This is a genomic window from Halanaerobium salsuginis (genome assembly GCF_900114545.1).
Classification (GTDB): domain Bacteria; phylum Bacillota; class Halanaerobiia; order Halanaerobiales; family Halanaerobiaceae; genus Halanaerobium; species Halanaerobium salsuginis.
Genome location: NZ_FOTI01000012.1, coordinates 18,839 through 38,345, shown reverse-complemented (window position 1 = coordinate 38,345; position 19,507 = coordinate 18,839). Strand labels below are relative to the sequence as shown.

22 protein-coding genes are annotated in these 19,507 nt (G+C 34.1%); 1 reads left to right on the top strand and 21 read right to left on the bottom strand.

Annotation, left to right across the window (positions count from 1 at the left end; all coding sequences use genetic code 11):
- Window positions 1-2 precede the first annotated feature (2 nt).
- The 20 genes from rodA to BMZ74_RS05610 all read right to left on the bottom strand — a co-directional run bounded on the left by rodA (window position 3) and on the right by BMZ74_RS05610 (window position 16,792).
- Entirely contained in the window at window positions 3-1,142 is a 1,140-nt protein-coding gene (gene rodA, locus BMZ74_RS05705) for a rod shape-determining protein RodA (protein ID WP_089860926.1), read from the bottom strand.
- A gap of 13 nt (window positions 1,143-1,155) precedes the next feature.
- A complete protein-coding gene (minE, locus tag BMZ74_RS05700) occupies window positions 1,156-1,407 on the bottom strand; it encodes a cell division topological specificity factor MinE (RefSeq protein WP_281244078.1) in 252 nt (83 codons plus the stop codon).
- Between the two features lie 24 nt (window positions 1,408-1,431).
- On the bottom strand, window positions 1,432-2,226 hold the full coding sequence (gene minD, locus BMZ74_RS05695) for a septum site-determining protein MinD (protein WP_089860923.1): 795 nt from the start codon (window positions 2,224-2,226) through the stop codon (window positions 1,432-1,434).
- Window positions 2,227-2,248: 22 nt separating this feature from the next.
- Window positions 2,249-2,851, bottom strand: a complete 603-nt coding sequence (minC, locus tag BMZ74_RS05690; protein ID WP_089860921.1) for a septum site-determining protein MinC — start codon at window positions 2,849-2,851, stop codon at window positions 2,249-2,251.
- A gap of 84 nt (window positions 2,852-2,935) precedes the next feature.
- Window positions 2,936-4,834, bottom strand: coding sequence for a penicillin-binding protein 2 (gene mrdA, locus BMZ74_RS05685; protein WP_089860919.1), 1,899 nt, complete (start codon window positions 4,832-4,834; stop codon window positions 2,936-2,938).
- The gene (mreD, locus tag BMZ74_RS05680) at window positions 4,827-5,318 is read right to left on the bottom strand and encodes a rod shape-determining protein MreD (RefSeq protein WP_089860917.1); all 492 of its coding nucleotides are present in this window, start codon (window positions 5,316-5,318) and stop codon (window positions 4,827-4,829) included. The genes mrdA and mreD overlap by 8 nt, the downstream gene beginning before the upstream one ends.
- A gap of 23 nt (window positions 5,319-5,341) precedes the next feature.
- The gene (gene mreC, locus BMZ74_RS05675; protein WP_089860915.1) at window positions 5,342-6,250 is read right to left on the bottom strand and encodes a rod shape-determining protein MreC; all 909 of its coding nucleotides are present in this window, start codon (window positions 6,248-6,250) and stop codon (window positions 5,342-5,344) included.
- A 13-nt stretch (window positions 6,251-6,263) separates the two neighbouring features.
- Window positions 6,264-7,304 carry a rod shape-determining protein gene (locus tag BMZ74_RS05670; RefSeq protein ID WP_089860913.1) on the bottom strand — a complete coding sequence of 347 codons (1,041 nt, stop codon included), beginning with the start codon at window positions 7,302-7,304 and terminating at the stop codon, window positions 6,264-6,266.
- 34 nt (window positions 7,305-7,338) lie between these two features.
- Window positions 7,339-8,034, bottom strand: a complete 696-nt coding sequence (gene radC, locus BMZ74_RS05665; protein WP_089860909.1) for a RadC family protein — start codon at window positions 8,032-8,034, stop codon at window positions 7,339-7,341.
- 18 nt (window positions 8,035-8,052) lie between these two features.
- Complete coding sequence (locus BMZ74_RS05660; RefSeq protein WP_089860907.1) at window positions 8,053-8,643, bottom strand: Maf family protein; 591 nt, start codon at window positions 8,641-8,643, stop codon at window positions 8,053-8,055.
- Window positions 8,644-8,647: 4 nt separating this feature from the next.
- Window positions 8,648-9,160 (bottom strand): Gx transporter family protein, encoded by a 513-nt coding sequence (locus BMZ74_RS05655; RefSeq protein WP_089860905.1) that lies wholly within the window; start codon window positions 9,158-9,160, stop codon window positions 8,648-8,650.
- Window position 9,161: 1 nt separating this feature from the next.
- Window positions 9,162-9,569 carry a NusG domain II-containing protein gene (locus BMZ74_RS05650; protein WP_089860903.1) on the bottom strand — a complete coding sequence of 136 codons (408 nt, stop codon included), beginning with the start codon at window positions 9,567-9,569 and terminating at the stop codon, window positions 9,162-9,164.
- Between the two features lie 167 nt (window positions 9,570-9,736).
- Window positions 9,737-10,732, bottom strand: a complete 996-nt coding sequence (locus BMZ74_RS05645; protein ID WP_089860901.1) for an RnfABCDGE type electron transport complex subunit B — start codon at window positions 10,730-10,732, stop codon at window positions 9,737-9,739.
- A gap of 20 nt (window positions 10,733-10,752) precedes the next feature.
- Window positions 10,753-11,343, bottom strand: coding sequence for an electron transport complex subunit RsxA (rsxA, locus tag BMZ74_RS05640; protein ID WP_089860899.1), 591 nt, complete (start codon window positions 11,341-11,343; stop codon window positions 10,753-10,755).
- A 4-nt stretch (window positions 11,344-11,347) separates the two neighbouring features.
- On the bottom strand, window positions 11,348-11,953 hold the full coding sequence (gene rsxE, locus BMZ74_RS05635; RefSeq protein ID WP_089860897.1) for an electron transport complex subunit RsxE: 606 nt from the start codon (window positions 11,951-11,953) through the stop codon (window positions 11,348-11,350).
- Window positions 11,953-12,513, bottom strand: a complete 561-nt coding sequence (locus tag BMZ74_RS05630) for an RnfABCDGE type electron transport complex subunit G (protein WP_089860895.1) — start codon at window positions 12,511-12,513, stop codon at window positions 11,953-11,955. Before BMZ74_RS05630 ends, rsxE begins: the two co-directional genes overlap by 1 nt.
- Window positions 12,514-13,422: an RnfABCDGE type electron transport complex subunit D gene (locus tag BMZ74_RS05625; protein WP_089860893.1), complete on the bottom strand. Its 909-nt coding sequence runs from the start codon at window positions 13,420-13,422 to the stop codon at window positions 12,514-12,516.
- A 15-nt stretch (window positions 13,423-13,437) separates the two neighbouring features.
- Window positions 13,438-14,763 carry an electron transport complex subunit RsxC gene (gene rsxC / locus BMZ74_RS05620; RefSeq protein WP_089860891.1) on the bottom strand — a complete coding sequence of 442 codons (1,326 nt, stop codon included), beginning with the start codon at window positions 14,761-14,763 and terminating at the stop codon, window positions 13,438-13,440.
- A 156-nt stretch (window positions 14,764-14,919) separates the two neighbouring features.
- Complete coding sequence (locus tag BMZ74_RS05615) at window positions 14,920-15,465, bottom strand: SPOR domain-containing protein (RefSeq protein WP_089860890.1); 546 nt, start codon at window positions 15,463-15,465, stop codon at window positions 14,920-14,922.
- A 10-nt stretch (window positions 15,466-15,475) separates the two neighbouring features.
- Window positions 15,476-16,792, bottom strand: a complete 1,317-nt coding sequence (locus BMZ74_RS05610; protein ID WP_089860887.1) for a bifunctional folylpolyglutamate synthase/dihydrofolate synthase — start codon at window positions 16,790-16,792, stop codon at window positions 15,476-15,478.
- Window positions 16,793-16,946: 154 nt separating this feature from the next.
- Between BMZ74_RS05610 and BMZ74_RS05605 the strand changes: the two genes are divergently transcribed.
- Window positions 16,947-17,378 carry a divergent PAP2 family protein gene (locus BMZ74_RS05605; RefSeq protein WP_089860885.1) on the top strand — a complete coding sequence of 144 codons (432 nt, stop codon included), beginning with the start codon at window positions 16,947-16,949 and terminating at the stop codon, window positions 17,376-17,378.
- Window positions 17,379-17,488: 110 nt separating this feature from the next.
- On the opposite strand, the gene tkt is transcribed toward BMZ74_RS05605, so the two are convergent.
- Entirely contained in the window at window positions 17,489-19,456 is a 1,968-nt protein-coding gene (gene tkt, locus BMZ74_RS05600; protein ID WP_089860882.1) for a transketolase, read from the bottom strand.
- Window positions 19,457-19,507 lie beyond the last annotated feature (51 nt).

Sequence of the window (19,507 nt, the reverse complement as noted above, 5' to 3'; positions counted from 1 at the left end):
AATTAAAACATCAATTTCTTTTTTCTCAAGTTTATATTAATTACAACTCCAACAGCAATTAAAGAGGTTAACATAAAAGTTCCTCCATAACTAATAAAAGGTAATGGAATTCCTGTAATTGGCATAATGCCCATTGTCATACCAATATTCTCTAAAATATGAAATAAAAACATAGCCATGATTCCCACTACTACTAAATATCCATAACGGTCACGGGCATTTTCAGCTATTTTTAAAAACTGCCACAAAAGAAGTAAAAATAAAGTTATTACAAAAAAAGTACCAATAAATCCAAATTCCTCTCCGATTACAGAAAATATAAAATCAGTATGTTTTTCAGGTAAGAAGTTAAGTTGATTTTGAGTGCCAGCAAAAAGTCCTTTCCCAATTACTCTGCCTGAGCCAAGTGCAATTTTAGACTGAATAATGTTATAACCACTACCATGGGGATCAATATTAGGATTAATAAAAACAATTAATCTATTTAATTGATATTCCTGCAAATAGGGTAAGGGAGTGTCAATTACTAAGTGGGCAGCAATAATTAAAACTACTATCAGAAAACCACCACCAAATAAAATTAACATATATTTTAAATTCCCACCACCAGCAAACAACATAATTAAATAAATAAAAAATAAAACTAAGGCTGTTCCTAAATCATTTTGCAAGATAACTAAACAAAATGGTATAAAAGCAATAATTGAAGGTAAAAACATTACTTTAAGATATCCCATATCATCAGAATAGCTATCAATAACAGCAGCTAAAACTAAAACCAACATTATTTTAGCTAATTCTGCAGTTTGCAAATTAAAAGATCCTAAACTAAGCCAACGTTTACCACCAGCAACAGTCCTTCCCAAAAACAGAGTACTACTTAATAATAGCAGCATAAAAACATAAATAAAGGCGGCATATTCTTTAAAAATTCTGTAATCAAAAGCCTGCAGAATAAAAATAACCAGCAGTCCCAACCCAATTGAGACTGCCTGTTTTTTCAAAAATGCCATTGCTCCTGGACTATTATGATTAATTTCAACAGCGGAACTAATAGCAAGAAACCCAATAATTATTAAAGCAATAACTAACAGGGGTACATTTACATTTAAATTCCTTAAAAATTTTCGATTCCAATTCATAAAATTTACCCCTCTACTTTGATCCTTTAAGGGGGAAATTTGCTACTAAAGCTGTCATATCATCTTCTCTTTTAACATCCATCTCTATTTTCTGAGAATCAACATCTATATATTTACTCAAAACCTCAATTAATTCGTCCCGCATGGCATCCATTTCATCTGGAGTTAATTTCACTCTATCCTGAACCAGAACAAATTGGAGTCTCTCTTTTGCTACACTTTTACTTTTTTTATCATCGCTTTTTAAGCCAAGCCATTTTAGAATATCGATTTTACTCCCCCCCTTATCTTAAGATAAGCCAACTAATTTTTTGAATTTAGTAAGTAAACTATCTTTTTCAAGTTTCATAATTGGAAGTTCTTCTCCCATAATTCTCCGGGCAATATTACGATAGGCCTGTCCGGCTTTTGCACTCTGATTTAAAGCAATTGGTTCACCTTTATTAGTGGAAACAACAATCCCTTCATCTTCAGGCACAATCCCTAAAAGATCAATAGCCAAAATTTCAATCATGTCTTCAATACCCATCATATCTCCTCTATCAACCATATCTGCTCTAATTCGATTAATTATTACCTCGGGATCTCTCAAGCCTTCTGCTTCCAGCAGACCAATAATTCGATCTGCATCTCTAACTGCAGAAATTTCTGGTGTTGTAACAATAATAGCTCTATCCGCACCAGCTATAGCATTTTTAAAACCCTGTTCTATTCCAGCTGGTGAATCAACAATAATATAATCCATTTCTTCTTTTAATTTATCAACTAACTCTTTCATCTGAAAAGGATTAACAGAAGTTTTGTCTCTTGTTTGAGCCGCTGGTAACAAGTAAAGTCCTTCATATCTTTTATCACGAATCATTGCCTGTTCAAGTCGGCAATTATTTTCTACTACATCTACAATATCATAAACAATTCTGTTTTCTAATCCCATTACTACATCTAAATTACGCAATCCAATATCAGCATCAATTAAACAAACCTTATTTCCATTCATTGCTAAAGCAGTACCAATATTTGCTGAAGAAGTTGTTTTACCAACTCCTCCTTTGCCGGAAGTAATAACAATAGTTTTACCTGCCAAATTTATCCCCCCTGAAATTATTCTAAATTTTTTCGACCATAATTGAATTCTCTTTAATAAAAGCCCGCTCAGCCTGTGAATCAGAAGACATTTCATCATCAGGAGATCTGGCAATTAACGAAGCTATTCTAAGTTGAGTAGGATTAAGATCAAGAGCAGCTACCTGTGCAGTTTTGCTCCCACCTGCTCCTGCATGAACAACTCCCCTTAGTTTACCAAAAACAATAACATCTCCCCCAGCAACCACTTCTGCGCCAGGATTAACGTCACCAACAATAACAATATTAGCCTGATGTTTAACTATCTGGCCAGATCGTAAAGTACGATTTATAATAACTGCATCCGAATAACTTTCTTCCTTTTTATCATTTTTTATTTTACGGGCTGTAAAATAAATTTTATTAACTTTATTATAACCTTTAACTAACTCAATTAATTCTTCGAGCTGCTCTATTGCAAACTCAAGTCCACTTAAATTCAAATATAAATTAACCCCAGTAAAAAAATTAGCAGCCTCGGAAGTATGTAAAGCAACAGCTTTTTTAATACTGCCAAAAGTACTTCCTTTTCTAAAATTCATTACTATTCCATCAGATACTGCTTGAAATGAAAAAACAGAACTCATAAAATCTCTCCTCAATCTTAAAAAGTACTTAATGTTTAATATTCTTTAATTTATTAAAAAATCCTGCTTAAAAAAAGACTTAATTCACTCAGGTTGATAAATATCTTCCTGCTGACTATAATAATAAACTTTAGCCGCAGAATTATTATAATTTCGCAGTCCAAAATAATAAGCCATAATTTCACGGGCAATTGGAATTGAATAAGCGCTAGAACCAGAGTTTTCAATTAAAACTACCACAGCTATTTCTGGATTTTGATAAGGAGCAAATCCACCAAACCAGCCATGGTTTGCTGAACCAGAAGTTTGAGCAGTTCCAGTTTTACCAGCAACAGTTATCGGGAATTTTTTAAAATGACGGTAAGCTGTACCATAATTTTTATTAACTACATCGTGCATTCCCTGTTTTAAAGTTTTAAAAATATTTTGATCAATTTCTTGACTGAGATCAATATTTAGCAGAGGTTTTATATCTTTAACTAAATTACCTTGACTATCAATAATTTTATCTACTAATTGAGGTTGATAACTTTTACCTTCATTAGCAACAGTAGCAATTAGATCTGCAATTTGAATAGGCGTGGTAAGCAAACTTCCCTGCCCAATTGAAAGATTAACTGAGTCACCTGGATACCAACCTTGATCTAAGTTATTTTTCTTCCACTGATCAGTCGGAACAAGACCACTTTTCTCACCAGGTAAATCAATTCCTGCTTTACTACCTAATCCATATTTTTGGGCATATTCAGCTAATTTTTCTCCTTTAAACTCTTTGTATAATTCATAACCCAATTCATAAAAAACTATATTATTGGAACGGGCAATTGATTTAATAAAATCAAGCTTACCTTCTCCATAAGGATTCCAATTACGAAATGGTCGTGACCAGTTTGGAATATAAAATCTACCATTAGAATCATAAAAAGTTGTATCACCCTTAACTCCCAGCTCTTTCATAGCGGCAGTTCCAGTTACTAATTTAAAAATAGATCCTGGTGGAACAGCAGACATTATGTAGCGATTAACCATTGGTCGTAAAGGATCATTAATTAATTTTTTATAATCAGCATTCGAGATTCCTTTTGCAAAAAGATTAAGATTATAATCCGGCAAACTTGCTGCTGCAAGTACTGCCCCATTTTTCACATTCAAAACAACGGCAGCTGCCCCAGTTGGCATTGGTCTATCTTCATCTGCAGCTGCTGCTTTTCGCAAAGCCTGATAGTTTTTCTGTAATATTTCTTCAGCAGACTTTTGTAATTTGAAATTAACATTTAAAACTAAACTATCACCAGAAATTGGCTGTTTAATCCCGATAGTTTTAATTTTTTCTCCTAAGCTATTAACTTCTATCTGTTCAGCACCATTTTTACCGTCAAGATAAAATTCATATTCTTTTTCAAGACCACTTTTGCCAACAAAATCTCCCCCACTGTAATCATAGCCCTGTTTAGTAAAAGATACTAATTCATTTCGATTAATCTCACCAATATAACCAGTAGCATGAACAAGGTACTCTGGATATATATAATCTCGCAGTGAAGATTCTTTAACCAGCAGTCCAGGCAAAATATCCTTATTTTCAGCGATAATAACCATATCTTTTTTTTGAAGATGTCGAGCTAATAGTACTGGTTCAGCTACAGACTGCTGAGCTGAACTACTAAGATTAGAAAGTAGTCTATTTTCAGAAAGGCTGCTTAAAGAAGCAAGTTTAGCTAAAATATTTTTAACAGAACTAGCTGGAGGAATTTCATTTTGCATCAAATAAAGATTATAAGTCAATCTATTTGAAACAATGACTTCACCCCTACTATCATAAATCTTTCCCCGGGGGGCATTGATTGGTCTAACTGATGTTCTGTTTCCCTCAGATAATTGGTAATAATAATCTCCATTTAATATCTGTAAATAAGCTGCCCTGGCAATTAAAGCAGTAAAAATAAATAACAATAAAAGTTTTAAAAGACGATGTCTATCCATTCAAATCCCACCTCTGCCAGAAAAAGTAAATGCTATAGACTAAAAAAGCAATTACTGAATTGATTAAAGCCAGTGGTAAAATTAATTCTTTAACTAAAATTAAATAATTAGCAGAAAACAAATAACTTTCTTTTAAAGAAAGATAAATCATCTCTTGGATAATAGTAGCAATAAAAACTCCCAGAGGTGGAATTAATAAATTTTCCGGGAAAAATCTACCTGATAAAAAGCCAGCTAAAAAAGCAACAAAAGTCTTCGTAGGAGTAAAAATCCCAATAAAAGAATCCAAAAAACAATCCTGCATTAATCCCCCAATTAATCCATAAATCATTGCCTGTCTTGGACCGACTATAATTGCTTTTAAAACAATAAAAATCAAAATAAAATCCGGAACAAATTTTAAATCTGGAAAAATTATAGCAATCGACAGCTGACAGATCAGCAGGAATACCATTATTATTAAATTTTTGAAATATAACTTCAATTTAAGCTCTCCAGTTAATAAATTTATTCTTCCTGACTCTGGCCTGAATTAGCTTCAGAATTTTCTTCACTATCCGGGGCAGGAATATCTTCTGCCGCCTGAGGAAAGTTTTTAATAATCATAACTTCTTCCAGTGTTAATGAATTAATAAATAAGCCAATATCTGCTTTTTGAGAAAGGCCATAATTATCGGCTTCTACCTTTTGAACTTGACCAATTTTTATACCAGCAGGAAAATTATTTGATAAACCAGAAGTTAAAATAATATCTCCTTTTGTAATATCAGCATCCCAGGCAATATTATCCATAATATTAGATTGATCTTTTCTACCTGAACCATGTAATAATCCTATTGCACGCGAATCAGTTCTGGCTACTATCCCACCGACTACAAAATCTTTATCCGTCAATAATCTTACCTGAGCAGAATTTGTACCTACTGCTTCTACTCTACCTACTAGATAGCCGCGATAAGTAATAACAGGCATCCTTTTTTCTACACCGTCATTACTACCTCTATTAACAGTAATTACTTTCTCCCAAATAGAAGGAGAATTAGCAATAACTTTTGCTCCAACTAGCTGATAATCAACATTTTCTTTAAAATTTAGCAATTCACGCAGTCTTTCATTCTCACGATTAATATTTTCCAAAAATAAGATTTGTCTTTCTAAAGTATTATTTTTTCTGCGTAATTGTTTTACTTCCTCCTGTATATCATCTATAGAAAAAAGTGTAATAAAAAAACCTTTTATTTTATCTAAAACATTATTTATTAAATTCAAAACAGGAGTTATCAAATTATAAAAAAGTTCACGCAACCAATTCAAAAAAGGCAAATTAATACTATTTAACTGAAAAAAGAATAGTCCTGAAATAATTAAAAGAAACAGCAAAAAAATCAAAAGTGAATTCCTGTTAAACTTAAACAACAGGCAGCACCTCCTAAGAAAGCTTTTTAGGAGTAATTAAAATCTTTTTCAAAGAATCAATTTCTTCTAAGGCAATTCCAGTTCCTTTAACTACACAATCAAGTGGTTCATCAGCAATATGAACAGGCATCTGTGTTTCGTCAATTAGCAATTTATCAAGCCCCTGTAATAAAGCTCCTCCACCTGTCAAAATAATACCTCTATCCATGACATCAGAAGCAAGTTCAGGAGGTGTTTTTTCCAGGGTCATTTTTACTGCATCAATAATATTTACTACTGGCTCTTCCAGTGCCTTTTGAATTTCTGCACCGGTAATTTCTATTGTTTTAGGCAGACCACTAACTAAATCTCTACCTCTAATTTCTTTGCTTTTTTCAGGATTCTCACTTAGAGCCGCTCCAATCTCTATTTTTATTTCTTCAGCGGTTCTCTCTCCAATCATTAGATTGTATTTGCGCTTAACATACTGTACAATCGCAGAGTCCATATCATCTCCACCAATTCTAATTGAACGACTAGTTACAATTCCCCCTAAAGAGATAACTGCTACTTCTGTTGTACCACCACCGATATCAACAATCATATTACCAGTCGGTTCATGAACTGGTAACCCAGCCCCAATTGCTGCTGCCATTGGTTCTTCAATTAAATAAGCTTCTCTGGCACCTGCATGAACTGCAGCATCAATGACTGCTCTTTTTTCAACTTCTGTTACTCCAGAAGGAACACAAATAATTATACGTGGTCTAACCATTCTACTCCGCTTGTGTGCTTTAGTTATAAAATAACGCAGCATAGACTCAGTTACGTCAAAATCAGCTATAACTCCATCTTTCATCGGTCTAACTGCAATAATATTACCAGGTGTACGGCCAATCATCCGCTTAGCTTCATCACCAACTGCAAGGACTTCCTGTTTATCTTTTTTTAAGGCAACTACTGATGGCTCGCGAATCAAAATTCCTTTCCCCTTAATATAAACAAGAGTATTGGCAGTACCAAGATCAACTCCCATATCTCTTGAAAATGGTGCGCTTAAAAATTTAAATACCATTAATTAATACCCCTTTCAATTTATAAAAATCAATCTATAAAAGATCTTTTTCTTTAAAACTTAAGTATTTATCACCAGCAATAATTACATGATCAACAATAGAGATTCCGATTATTTGGCCAGTCTTAACTAGTTTTTTAGTAATGTTTAAATCATCTAGACTGGGTGTTGGATCACCACTGGGATGATTATGAACTAAAATTAAAGAAGCACTACTACGTCGAATTGCCTCTTTAAATACTTCCCGGGGATGAACTATCGAACTTGCCAATCCTCCCCGCGAAATTTCGGGAACTGAAATCACTCTATTCTTCACATCAAGTAAAATAATTTTTAAAACTTCCTGTTTGAGGTGTTTTAGTTCTGGTGCCAATAAATTTGCTGCCTGGATAGGATTACTTACCTGATCACCTTTTTGTTTTTTTAATACAGAAATTCTTTTACTTAATTCAACTAGAGCTAATACCTGGGCTGCTTTAGCTGTACCTATTCCTTTAACTTCTTTTAGTTCTTCACAACTTAAATCAAGCAATCCCTTTAATCCCCCAAAGTAATTAAGTAAGTCCTGAGCCATCTCTACTGCAGTTCTCTGCTTACTACCAGTTCTAGTAATTAAAGCAAGTAATTCTGCATCAGATAAATATGCACTTCCTTTTTTAAGTAATTTTTCTCTTGGCCTCTCTGATTCTGGTAATTCTTTGATGGTAAAATTGGTCTTAAGACCTGCCATCAAACAAACTCCTTTCTCTTATAAGATTCCATAATTAAATTTACGCAAAATTTTAAAAAGCTGATTAACTGGTAATCCTACTACTGAATAATGGGAGCCAATAATTTCTTCTATAAATAAAGCACCTAAACCCTGAATAGCATAAGCACCAGCTTTATCCATTGGTTCACCTGTACTTACATATTCCTCAATTTCCTGCTGACTTAATTCCATCATTTTAACCTTAGTAATTTCATGGGCTGTCTCTATTTCTCCAGTTTGAGAATTTAGTACTGAAACTCCAGTCATAACATAATGTTCCTGATCACTAAGCTGTTTAAGCATTTGTCGAGCAGCAGGTTGACTACCCGGCTTTCCTAAAATTTCATCACCTAAAACAACAATTGTATCAGCTGCAATTACAAGAGCATCTTCAACTAAAGAAGCTACAGCCTCTGCTTTTTTGACTGATAAATTTTCCACCATTTCAACCGGATCAGAACTAGTAAATTCTGACTCATCAATTTTGGCAGGCACAATTGTAAATTTAAGATTCAAGTTTTTCAAAATTTCTTCTCGTCTCGGCGAAGCCGAAGCCAGAACTAATTTAAGTTTATTGGTTGATTCCATTTCTTCACCCCCTAAAAGAAGACGGTAAATGTTTAAGTGTAAAATAACTTACTAAACCTACCCCAAGACCAGTTGGTAAAGAAAGTAAAAGCAAAAAAGGTAGATAATAAAAAATACCAGAATTTGAAATTATAAAAGCAGCAGTTATTATTTGAGCAGTATTATGAGCTGCTGCTCCAATAATACTAATGCCAATTAAACTGAATTTATTTCTGCCTAAACGATAAGTTAGATACATTAAAAAGAAACTTAACAAAGCTCCACTTAAGCTTAAATAGAAATTTATTGTCATAAATGTTCCTGCAATTAAAGAGGCCAGAATAACTCGAAAAATTATTATCTGAAAAGCAGCTGGAAAATTCAGTAAAACAATTGCCAGCATTGAAACTATATTTGCCAGGCCTAGCTTAGCTCCTGGAACAATTGCACTCAATGGGAAAAAATTTTCAACAAGATGTAAAACAAGACCAAGCGAAATTAATAGAGCAATAGTAACTGTTTGTTTAGTTTTTGACATTTTACCAGCTCATTCCATCAAGTTTAGAGTCGGATTTTTCCAGCCAGATACTTAAATTATTAGGAACACAAATAATAATTGGTCCTACCTGAGAAATCCAGCCTGTCTTTTCACAGATTTTTAAAGGATCATCTTCTGGAGCTTCTTTAACTCTAACTCGACCCTGACTAACCTCAATAAAGTGGGTGCCAATTGGTCCAGTAACAGAAAAAACTATATCCTTATCATAATTTTCATTAATTGACATTGTTTTTACAATTTGATCTCCAAGTTGAACTTTAAGAATTAAATCACTATTTCTACCTGAATGAAAAAAATGAAATGGCAAAACTAATAAAAAAACACTTACTAAAATCAGAAAAATTATTAATAATTTATCATAAAATGTTACAATTTCATTTAATTTCAAATAAGCTCACCACAGTTTATATTTTTACTACCATTAATATATATTTTAACATCTTTTACCACATATGTCCACAGCCGGGAATCAAGAACTAACTTTGTGATAAAAACAGATTGGCAAGACATTAAAAAACCCGGTCAAAAAGACCGGGTAATTAATTACAAAAACTATTAATCAAGATCACTTTCATAAAAAAGATCAACAGCATTTACATTACAAGCTTCATAGCACAAACCACATTTGATACATTTTTCTTGATTTACCTGATGCTGCTGTTTTAATTCACCATCAATTGCTTCAACAGGGCAGGCTCTAGCACAAAGAGTACAGCCAACACAATTATCATTAATTTCAACCTTTTTAATCATGTCTCCATTAAATTCAATTGATCCAGTTGGACATTTTTCAGCACATTTACCACAATTAACACATTTATCATAGTCTATAACAGCTAGATTATCTTTAATTTCAATTGCATTAACTGGGCAAACCTTAGCACAAAGACTGCATCCTATACAGCCAACCTCACAACTTTTTCTAACAATTTTACCTGTATTATGCGAGGAACACCTAATATGATTTTTAGCAGAAACAGGTGCAAGTAATAAAATATTGCGCGGACATTCTGATACACATTTGCCACAACCTGTACATTTTTCTGGATCAATTTGAGGCAAACCATTTTCATTGATTACGATTGCATCAAAAGGACAGATAACTTCACAATCTCCAAAACCAAGACAACTATATTGGCACTCTTTTTCGCCACCATTAACAGCATTAGCTGCCTGGCAAGTTTTTATGCCTTGATATTTACCAGATTTAGTGGTTTCTTTAATTCCACCACCACAGAGTAATTGAGCAATCACCTTATCTGAACTATCAGCCTCTGATCCCATTATATCTGCTATATTGGCAGCTACTTTATCTCCACCTACTGGACAGCCACCTACCGGTGCTTCTCCATTTACAACTGCTTCAGCAAAGCTAGCACAACCAGCATAGCCACAGGCACCACAATTTGCGCCGGGTAGAGCATCTTCCACCTTACCAATTCTTGGATCCTGTTCAACCTTAAATTTAGTAGCAGCAAAACCTAAACCAGCTGCTAAAACAGCACCCATACCACCCATACTAATTAAAGAATATAAATATATTGGATTCATTTAATTTAATCTCACCCCCACTACATCGAAATGAGCCCGGAAAAGCCCATAAAAGCCATAGCCATAATCCCTGCAATAATTAAAGTAACTGGTACCCCTCTTAAAACACCAGGAACATCTCCAAAAGATAAACCCTCTCTTAAGCCAGCCATTAATACAATAGCCAGGGTAAATCCAACTCCAGCGCCAAATCCAAAAACTACACTGGCAATAAAACTATATCCATTCAGAGGAATTAAAAGAGCTAACCCCATAATTGCACAGTTTGTAGTAATTAAAGGTAAGAAAATACCAAGTGCTTTATATAGAACAGGACTTGTTTTTTTAATAAACATCTCAACAAATTGAACTAGCGAAGCAATAACAATTATAAAAGAAACATACTGCAAAAACGGAAGATTAAGTGCTTCTAAAATAAAAGTATTAATCATCCAGGTAGCAGCTGCAGTTAGAGTCATAACAAAAGTTGTTGCTAATCCCATACTAAAAGCTGTTTCTACTTGTTTTGAAACTCCCAGGAAGGGACATATGCCAAGAAATCTAACTAAAATAAAGTTATTAATTAAAACATTACTTATAAAGAGTAATAAAATCTGTGTAAATTGATCCATTTTCTTAACCCTCCCTGCTGATTAAGTTCATAATACCGACTAAAATACCAAGAGTTAAAAATGCTCCAGCAGGCAGCACCATAATTACCATAGGGCGATACCATGCTCCTAACAATTGAATTCCCATAATAGAACCCATTCCAAAAAATTCTCTAATTGCTCCCAGTAAGGTTAAAACCCAGGTAAATCCTAATCCCATACCGATACCATCTGCTATTGCTCTATGTACTGGATTTTTAGAAGCAAAGGCTTCTTGACGGCCCAGGATTAAACAGTTAACTACAATCAACGGTATAAAAATACTTAAAGAAGCTGCTATAGCAGGGAAAAAAGCTTTTAAGAAATAGTCTGTAAAAGTAACAAAGCTGGCAATTATTAAAATAAAACTTGGAATCCTTACATTTGCAGGGATTAAATTTTTAATTAATGAAATTACAATTTCAGACATAATTAAAACAAAAGCAGTTGCCAGACCCATTGCTAAACCGTTTTCAGTTGAATTTGTAACAGCAAGAGTTGGACACATTCCGATAACCAGCCTAATAATCGGGTTCTCATTCCAGAGTCCATTTTTAAAGTCCCCAAATAATTCTTTAAAATCTACAGCCATTATTTGCCACCCCCATATGCTTTGGTAATTTTTGTAACGGCATCTTGAATAATTCTAGTTGTTCTAACTGAAGAAATTGTTGCTCCAGAAATTGCCTCAACATCAAGCTCACTTTGAGCAGGAGTTTTTACTACTTGATATTGTCCAAATGGTTTATTAACAAAATTAGACTTAAATTCTTGCTCAGTTATTCTTGCACCCAACCCAGGTGTTTCTTCATGACTTAGAACACTAATTCTAAAGATCTTTTGATTTTCTATATCAAAACCAATCATTAATTCTATAATACCATTATAACCGCCACCACTATTCTTGTAGGCAACACCAATTCTCTGTCCGTCAGCAGAATATCCTTCATAAAATGTTTCGCCATCTTTTTCGACCTGCTTAATAGTCTCTGCTCCCGAAAGAACTTCATTAATTGCTTTTCGCTGATTTTCAGCTTGATTTGCCTGAATATATGGACTGGTCCACTGATAAACAAAAGTTAATAATAAAGCAGAAATAATACCAATTATCGATAAAGTCAAAATTAAATTCTTAGTACTATTTTTCTCCATTTATCTCACCTCTCCCAAACTGCGAGGTCTGGTATATCGATTAATCAAAGGCACTGCTGTATTCATCAATAAAATACTGTACATTACACCTTCTGGATATCCACCCCAGAGTCGAATAATAACTACTAATAAGCCAGCTCCAATCCCAAATATCCAGCGACCTAATTTAGTAGTAGGAGTTGAGACCATATCAGTTGCCATAAAAAGAGCTCCTAACATTAAACCTCCAGCAAATAAATGGAAAATTGGATCTGCCCCAAAAGCAAATGACAATAAAAATACAGTTCCCACCATAGCCAGTGGAATTCTCCAATTTACATAACCTTTATATAAAAGATAAGCAAAACCTAATAATAAAGCTAAAGCAGAGGTTTCACCAATAGAACCCCCAACATGACCAACAAAAAGCTGCCAGGTATCTGTAGAAACACCATCCATTTTCAAATGACTTAGTGGTGTTGCCGAAGAAACACCATCAAACTTCCAGGTTGTCATTAAAACTGGATAGGCAGCAGTTAAGAAGGCCCGACCAACTAAAGCAGGATTAAAAGGGTTTGAACCCAACCCACCAAATACCTGTTTACCAATTGCAATTGCAACTACAGCACCAAAAACTGCTGTCCAGAGAGGAATAGTTGGTGGTAAAGTTAAAGCAAGTAAGAGACCTGTTACAACAGCACTACCATCTTTAATACTAATCTTTTTATTTCTTATTTTTTGAAATAAATACTCAGTTAAAACCGCACCAGCAACAGCTGCCAGAATAACAGAAATGGCTCTAGCTTTAAAAAAATATACTGCAGCAAAAACTGCAGGTAAAAGAGCAATTACTACTGACCACATTATTTTAGCCACAGTATCTCGTGATCTGACATGTGGTGAGGATGTTACAATAAATTCATTATTCATTCTTAATTATCCTCCTTAATTATTTTCTCTTTTTTTAGCCATAACCTGAGCCTTCCCAAGACGCAGATGATGGACCAGAGGGATTTTTGCAGGACAAACAAAAGAACAGGAACCACATTCTATACAGTTAAGTATTTGATATTCTTCCAGTTCTTCAAGCATATTATGTTTAGCATAATTAACCAGTTGAGTTGGCATCAAGAACATCGGACAGGCATCAACACACCTGGCACATTTAATACATGGTTCAGGCTCGTAATCTTCAACCTGATCTTTTGTTAAAACTAATATTCCGGAAGTACCTTTAACCCCAGGAACATTGAGACTCTTCTGAGCAGCTCCCATCATCGGTCCACCTGTTATTACTTTAGCAGCATCTGCAGTTAATCCACCTGCCTGTTCTACTAATTCGCCAATAGTTGTTCCAATTCGATAAATTAGATTTTGAGGAGAGTCAATTCCATTACCGGTAATTGTAATTGAACGTTCATAAAGAGGTTTACCATCACGGATAGCATCAGCTACAGCTGCTGCTGTAGAAGTATTACAAACAACTACCCCAACATCAAGCGGCAAACCACCAGCTGGAACTTCCCGACCGATGATTGCATTAATCAACATTTTTTCTCCACCCTGAGGATACTTAGTTTCCAGGGATTTAACTTCAATATTGTTTTCTGTTGCTACAGCATCTGTCATACTGGCAATAGCCTCTGGTTTATTCTCTTCAATTCCAATAATACCTTTGTCGGCTCCAGATGCTTTCATTAAAGCTTGCAAGCCAAAAACAATGCTCTTTGGTCTTTCTACCATTACTCGATGATCAACTGTTAAATAAGGTTCGCATTCTGCTCCATTTAAAATAACATAATCAACTTTTTTGTCATCAGGAATAGAAACCTTAACATGAGTAGGAAACATTGCTCCACCCATTCCAACTATTCCAGCTTCTCTAATTATCTCTTTAATTTTTGCAGAATCAAGTGTTTCTAAATTTTCATGTTTTTCCAGACCAGAATTAAAATTATCTTCTGCTGCTGCTTTAATTACAACAGCCTCTACAATATTACCAGCTGGATCAGAAACTTTTCTCAGCTCAGTAACTTTACCAGAAATTGAAGCATGAATTGGTGCACAAACAAAACTATCACTATCTGCAATTTTTTGGCCCATTTCAACCTGATCACCTTTTTGAACAAGTGGTTTTAAAGGTGCTCCAATATGCTGTTTGAGAGGAATAATTACCTCTTCAGGTCTCTTAGCATTTTTGAGGGGTTTATCCTTGGTAAGTTCCTTGTTATATTCAGGATGTATCCCCTGCTTAAAAGTCAAAGCTTTCACTATGTAATTTCACCCCTTATAATAAATAGTAAAAAAATAATAAAATTAGTTGTCTAAATTAGCTAATAAATATTGTTAAAAATTAACTTAGAATGCAAACCATAATTATTATATACCAATTGTCAGTTAAGAACAACACTATTAGAGAAAAAGATTTTATTCACGAGTGACAATGAATCCATTATAGCCAGCAGATTCTAGTTTTGCTTCAGCAGATTCTGCCTCCTCTCTAGTACTAAAACCAGTTACCTGTACCTGATGAGGACTGTCATCTGTAACTAAAGTTTGATAATTAAATTTATCTGCTAATTCATTTTTTAAAGCAAGAGCATTATTATAATTGTTAAAAGCTCCTACCTGAACACTATAATTACCAGCCGAATTATTTCTAGCTGTTTTTTGCTTTGAATTATTCTGGACTGTAGATTCGATCTTCTTATCAGCTGGCTTATTATCTTCTTGCTCAGCTTGATTATTTTTTTGAACAGTAACTTCACTGCTTTCTATTTGTTCCTTATTTGCTGTTGAAGTGAGCGGTTCAGTTACAACTGAATCAGACTGCTTTTCTGCCATTTGTGAGGAATCACCTACCAAAAAACCAATTAACCAGCTACCTAATAAATAGCCAACAAATAAAGCTGCAATTGACATAAAAATCACAACTAAAATTAATGAAAACCCTTTTTCGTCTTTCTTACTCATTAAATTCACCTCAACTTATATTATTTTCAAAAAAATTAATTCCAACTTCAAAAACTGTATTAAAAGAACCAGCAGCAATTATTAAATCTTCTTTTTGAGATTCTTTTGCTACCACTGCTGCTGCCTGACTAAGATTTTGATAACTCCGATAAGAAAATCCATTTTCTGCAAAAGCTGAACTTAAAACTTCAGTTTTAACAGTTCTAAAAGAGAGATTTTCAGCTAAATGAAATTTAACTTTATTTTTTAATGGAGCAATTATTTCCAGAATATCAGTTAAATTTTTATCTCTTAAAATAGAAAATATAAAATGAGTGCGCTTAAATTTAGCTAATTCTGGTGTTAAATTATTAACCAATTCTTGAAAGGCAGCAGGATTATGGGCTGCATCAAGAATAACAGTCGGTCTGTCAGATATTTTTTGCATTCTCCCTGGCCAATAAATTTTTGTTAGAGCATCACTAATCTGATCTTCTCTAACTGGATATTTTTGATTAAGTTCTTGAACTGCTCGCAGAGCAAGCGCTGTATTTCTTGCCTGATGTCTCCCTAATAAAGAAAGCTTATAACAATACTTTTGATCATTTTGTTTAGTTAAATAAAGTAAATTATCTTCAAAAGAAGAATCACTTACAATTTCTTTATATTCTTGATCAAGGATAATTAAATTTGCTTTTTCTAAAGCTGCTTTTCTTTTAATTACTTCCAAAGCAGCTTTTTGAGTGACTGCAGTTAATACAGGAACATTATATTTTATTATTCCAGCTTTCTCAGAAGCGACTTGAGCAATACTGTCACCGAGAATAGCTGTATGTTCCAGACTAATTGTTGTTATAATAGATAACAAAGGATTTTTAATTATATTAGTTGCATCAAGTCTCCCTCCCAATCCTGTTTCTAAAACAACCAAATCTAAATCATGATGTTTAAAGACTAACAAAGCAAGGGCTGTAACTATTTCAAAGAAACTAGCTGCTGCCAATCCATCAGCCTGGTGTGCTTTAAGTGCTGCTGCCTTTACCTGAGGTAATAATTCTTTTAATTCTGAACTAGTGACTGCTTTACCATTCAGCTTAATTCTTTCGTTAAAATTAAAAAAATGAGGAGATGTATAAAGTCCGACTTTATAACCTGCAGACTGATAAATATTTGCTAAAGTTGCTGCTGTCGATCCTTTGCCATTTGTTCCAGCTAAATGAATTACTTTTAAATTTTGCTCCGGATTACCAAGATAAAAAAGAATTTTAGCAATTCTACTTAACCCCGGCTTATATCCTCCCTGACTGCCAAATAAAGGCAGGGAATTTAAATAATGATAATGATCCATAATTTCCTCCTTTAACTCTGACTTGCAATATCAAGTCCGAATGAGTTAAAATAAAATTAGATTAAATTATTCTACTGATAATAATATTATACATAAAATAGACTTAAAGAACAAAGTAATTAAAGTTCTAATATAATTCAGGGGGTTAATAATCATGACATTACTTGAAGTGTCAATTTTTGCTTTATTTACAGCCCAATTTTTAAAGATATTTTTTATTCGCCCAGTAAATATCTATACATTTTTTACTTCAGGTGGTATGCCTAGCTCCCACTCTGCGTTTGTTTCTAGTCTGGCAATTAGTGTTGGTTTAAAATATGGTTTTCAATCTGATCTTTTTGCTATTGTAACTGTTTTTGCTTTAATTGTAACTTATGATGCTAGCGGAGTAAGAAGAGCAGTTGGTCAGCAAGCCAATGTGTTAAATAATCTAATTCATCATCTTGAGGGCAGAAACTTTAGCAATGATAAAAGTTTGATTAAGGAAGATTTAAAAGAATTAATTGGTCATACACCTTTTGAAGTTTTTGCAGGAGTTCTGCTGGGAACTTTAATTGCTTTAATTAACTGGTTTTATATATTTTAACCTATTAGATTAAAATTTCAATAAGATAAAAGGCTGCCTCAGGTTTGAGACAGCCTTATTATTTTAATCTATATTTATTAATTTGAATTCAAGTAAGTTTCACCTGCTATTTAATTCAAAGCTGTTTCAATTCTGGCAGCTACTTTCTCAGGAGTAAATCCTAAAGCTGCACCTACTTCTTCACCTTTACCACTAATACCAAAGCGATCAAGACCAATTGCTAGCCCATTACTTCCAATCAATTTATACCAACCAGTAGTAACCCCTGCTTCCAGAGCTACCTTTAGTTTATAATCTGCTAAATCTTTATCAGCCAGATATTCCTCTAATTTTCGTCTTTCTGGAACTGACATTACAGCTGTCTTGATATTATTTTCTTTGAGCAGCTTAGCACTTTCTACTGCTAGAGAAACTTCACTACCACTTGCCATAATTAATACATCGGCATCTTCCTTATTGTCAGTTATAAAATAACCACCATTTTTGAAATTAGCGATACCTGCTGATTTATCAAGATGAGGTAAATTTTGTCTAGTTAAGATCAATGCCGTTGGCTGATCTTTAGTTTCAAGTGCTTCTATCCAGGCAGCTTTTGCTTCTTCCTCATCAGCTGGACGTAATACTTTTAGTCCAGGTATAATTCTTAGAGCTTCAACATGTTCAATTGGTTGATGAGTTGGTCCATCTTCTCCCACAAAAATTGAGTCATGAGTAAAGACATAAACAACTGGCAGCTTCATTAAAGCAGCTAACCTAATTGCAGGACGCATATAATCAGAAAAAACAAGGAAAGTAGCTGCAAAAGGGCGAAATCCCTGGTGCAGAGCAATACCATTTGTAATTGCTCCCATAGCATGTTCTCTAACACCAAAGCGGAAATTGCGGCCAGCATAACTATCTTTTTGAATTTCACCATATTCTGCCTGATAAGTTTTAGTTGAAGGCGCCAGGTCAGCTGAGCCACCAACTAAATATGGCACTAATTCAAAAGCCTTACTTAAAACTGCACCTGCTGATTTTCTAGTAGCAACAGGGGCTTTAATGTCTAAACTCATCAGCTCTTCTTTTAAATCAGCTGGTAATTCCTGACTCATTGCCTGGTCCCATTCCAATTTCAGTTCAGGATTAGCTGCTGCCCACTCTGCGAAATCTTTTTCCCATTCTAAACGTACTTCCTGCATTTGAGCAGCTCTAGAGCGGAAAAACTCTTTAACTGAATCTGGAATATAGAATTTTTTATCAACAGGAAGATCAAATTTTTCTTTTAAACCTTTAATTTCTTCTTCACCAAGTGGTGCACCATGTGCTGCTTCGGTATCCTGCTTTGTTGGTGCTCCCAGAGCAATATGAGTTTTAGCTAAAATAAGAGTAGGTCTCTCTTTATCAGATTTAGCCTGATTAATCGCATCACGTACTTTATTAATATTATGACCATCAATATTTTCTATTACCTGCCAGCCATATGCTTTAAAGCGATCAGCAACTGATTCTGTAAATGCTAAATTTGTATTTCCAGCAATAGAAATGCTATTATCATCATAAATAGCAATTAATTTGTCAAGACCAAGATGTCCGGCCAGGGAAGCTGCTTCTGAGCTAATCCCTTCCATCATACAGCCATCACCCATAATTGTATAAGTATAATGGTCAACAATTTGCTGTTCTTCTGTATTGTATTTTTCAGCCAGCATTTTTTCTGCCAGAGCCATTCCAACTGCATTCGAAAAGCCTTGCCCCAGAGGACCTGTTGTAGTTTCTACACCATCTGTTTCACCATATTCTGGGTGACCTGGTGTTTTAGAATTAAGCTGTCTAAATTCTTTTAAATCATCCAGTGAAATATCATATCCGCTTAAATGCAAAAATGAATATAGAAAAGCTGAACCGTGACCGGCTGAAAGTACAAAACGATCTCTATTTGCCCAATCGGACTTAGAAGCATCTAGATTCATTACTTCTCCAAATAATAAAGCTCCAATATCTGCACACCCAATTGGCATTCCCGGATGACCGGAATTAGCTTTTTCTACTATATCTGCTGATAAGCCTCTTACTGTGTTTGCAACTTCTTTTAGCAAATTTATCCCTCCTAAATTCAAATAAAGTTATCTCAATTATTATTTTATATG

Coding starts and splice junctions, on each gene's coding strand:
- rodA (WP_089860926.1), bottom strand. CDS start 1,142: ATGAATTGGAATCGAAAATTTTTAAGGAATTTAAATGTAAATGTACCC.
- minC (WP_089860921.1), bottom strand. CDS start 2,851: ATGAGTTCTGTTTTTTCATTTCAAGCAGTATCTGATGGAATAGTAATG.
- mrdA (WP_089860919.1), bottom strand. CDS start 4,834: ATGGATAGACATCGTCTTTTAAAACTTTTATTGTTATTTATTTTTACT.
- BMZ74_RS05670 (WP_089860913.1), bottom strand. CDS start 7,304: ATGGTATTTAAATTTTTAAGCGCACCATTTTCAAGAGATATGGGAGTT.
- radC (WP_089860909.1), bottom strand. CDS start 8,034: ATGGCAGGTCTTAAGACCAATTTTACCATCAAAGAATTACCAGAATCA.
- BMZ74_RS05660 (WP_089860907.1), bottom strand. CDS start 8,643: ATGGAATCAACCAATAAACTTAAATTAGTTCTGGCTTCGGCTTCGCCG.
- BMZ74_RS05655 (WP_089860905.1), bottom strand. CDS start 9,160: ATGTCAAAAACTAAACAAACAGTTACTATTGCTCTATTAATTTCGCTT.
- BMZ74_RS05645 (WP_089860901.1), bottom strand. CDS start 10,732: ATGAATCCAATATATTTATATTCTTTAATTAGTATGGGTGGTATGGGT.
- rsxA (WP_089860899.1), bottom strand. CDS start 11,343: ATGGATCAATTTACACAGATTTTATTACTCTTTATAAGTAATGTTTTA.
- rsxE (WP_089860897.1), bottom strand. CDS start 11,953: ATGGCTGTAGATTTTAAAGAATTATTTGGGGACTTTAAAAATGGACTC.
- BMZ74_RS05630 (WP_089860895.1), bottom strand. CDS start 12,513: ATGGAGAAAAATAGTACTAAGAATTTAATTTTGACTTTATCGATAATT.
- BMZ74_RS05625 (WP_089860893.1), bottom strand. CDS start 13,422: ATGAATAATGAATTTATTGTAACATCCTCACCACATGTCAGATCACGA.
- BMZ74_RS05615 (WP_089860890.1), bottom strand. CDS start 15,465: ATGAGTAAGAAAGACGAAAAAGGGTTTTCATTAATTTTAGTTGTGATT.
- BMZ74_RS05610 (WP_089860887.1), bottom strand. CDS start 16,792: ATGGATCATTATCATTATTTAAATTCCCTGCCTTTATTTGGCAGTCAG.
- BMZ74_RS05605 (WP_089860885.1), top strand. CDS start 16,947: ATGACATTACTTGAAGTGTCAATTTTTGCTTTATTTACAGCCCAATTT.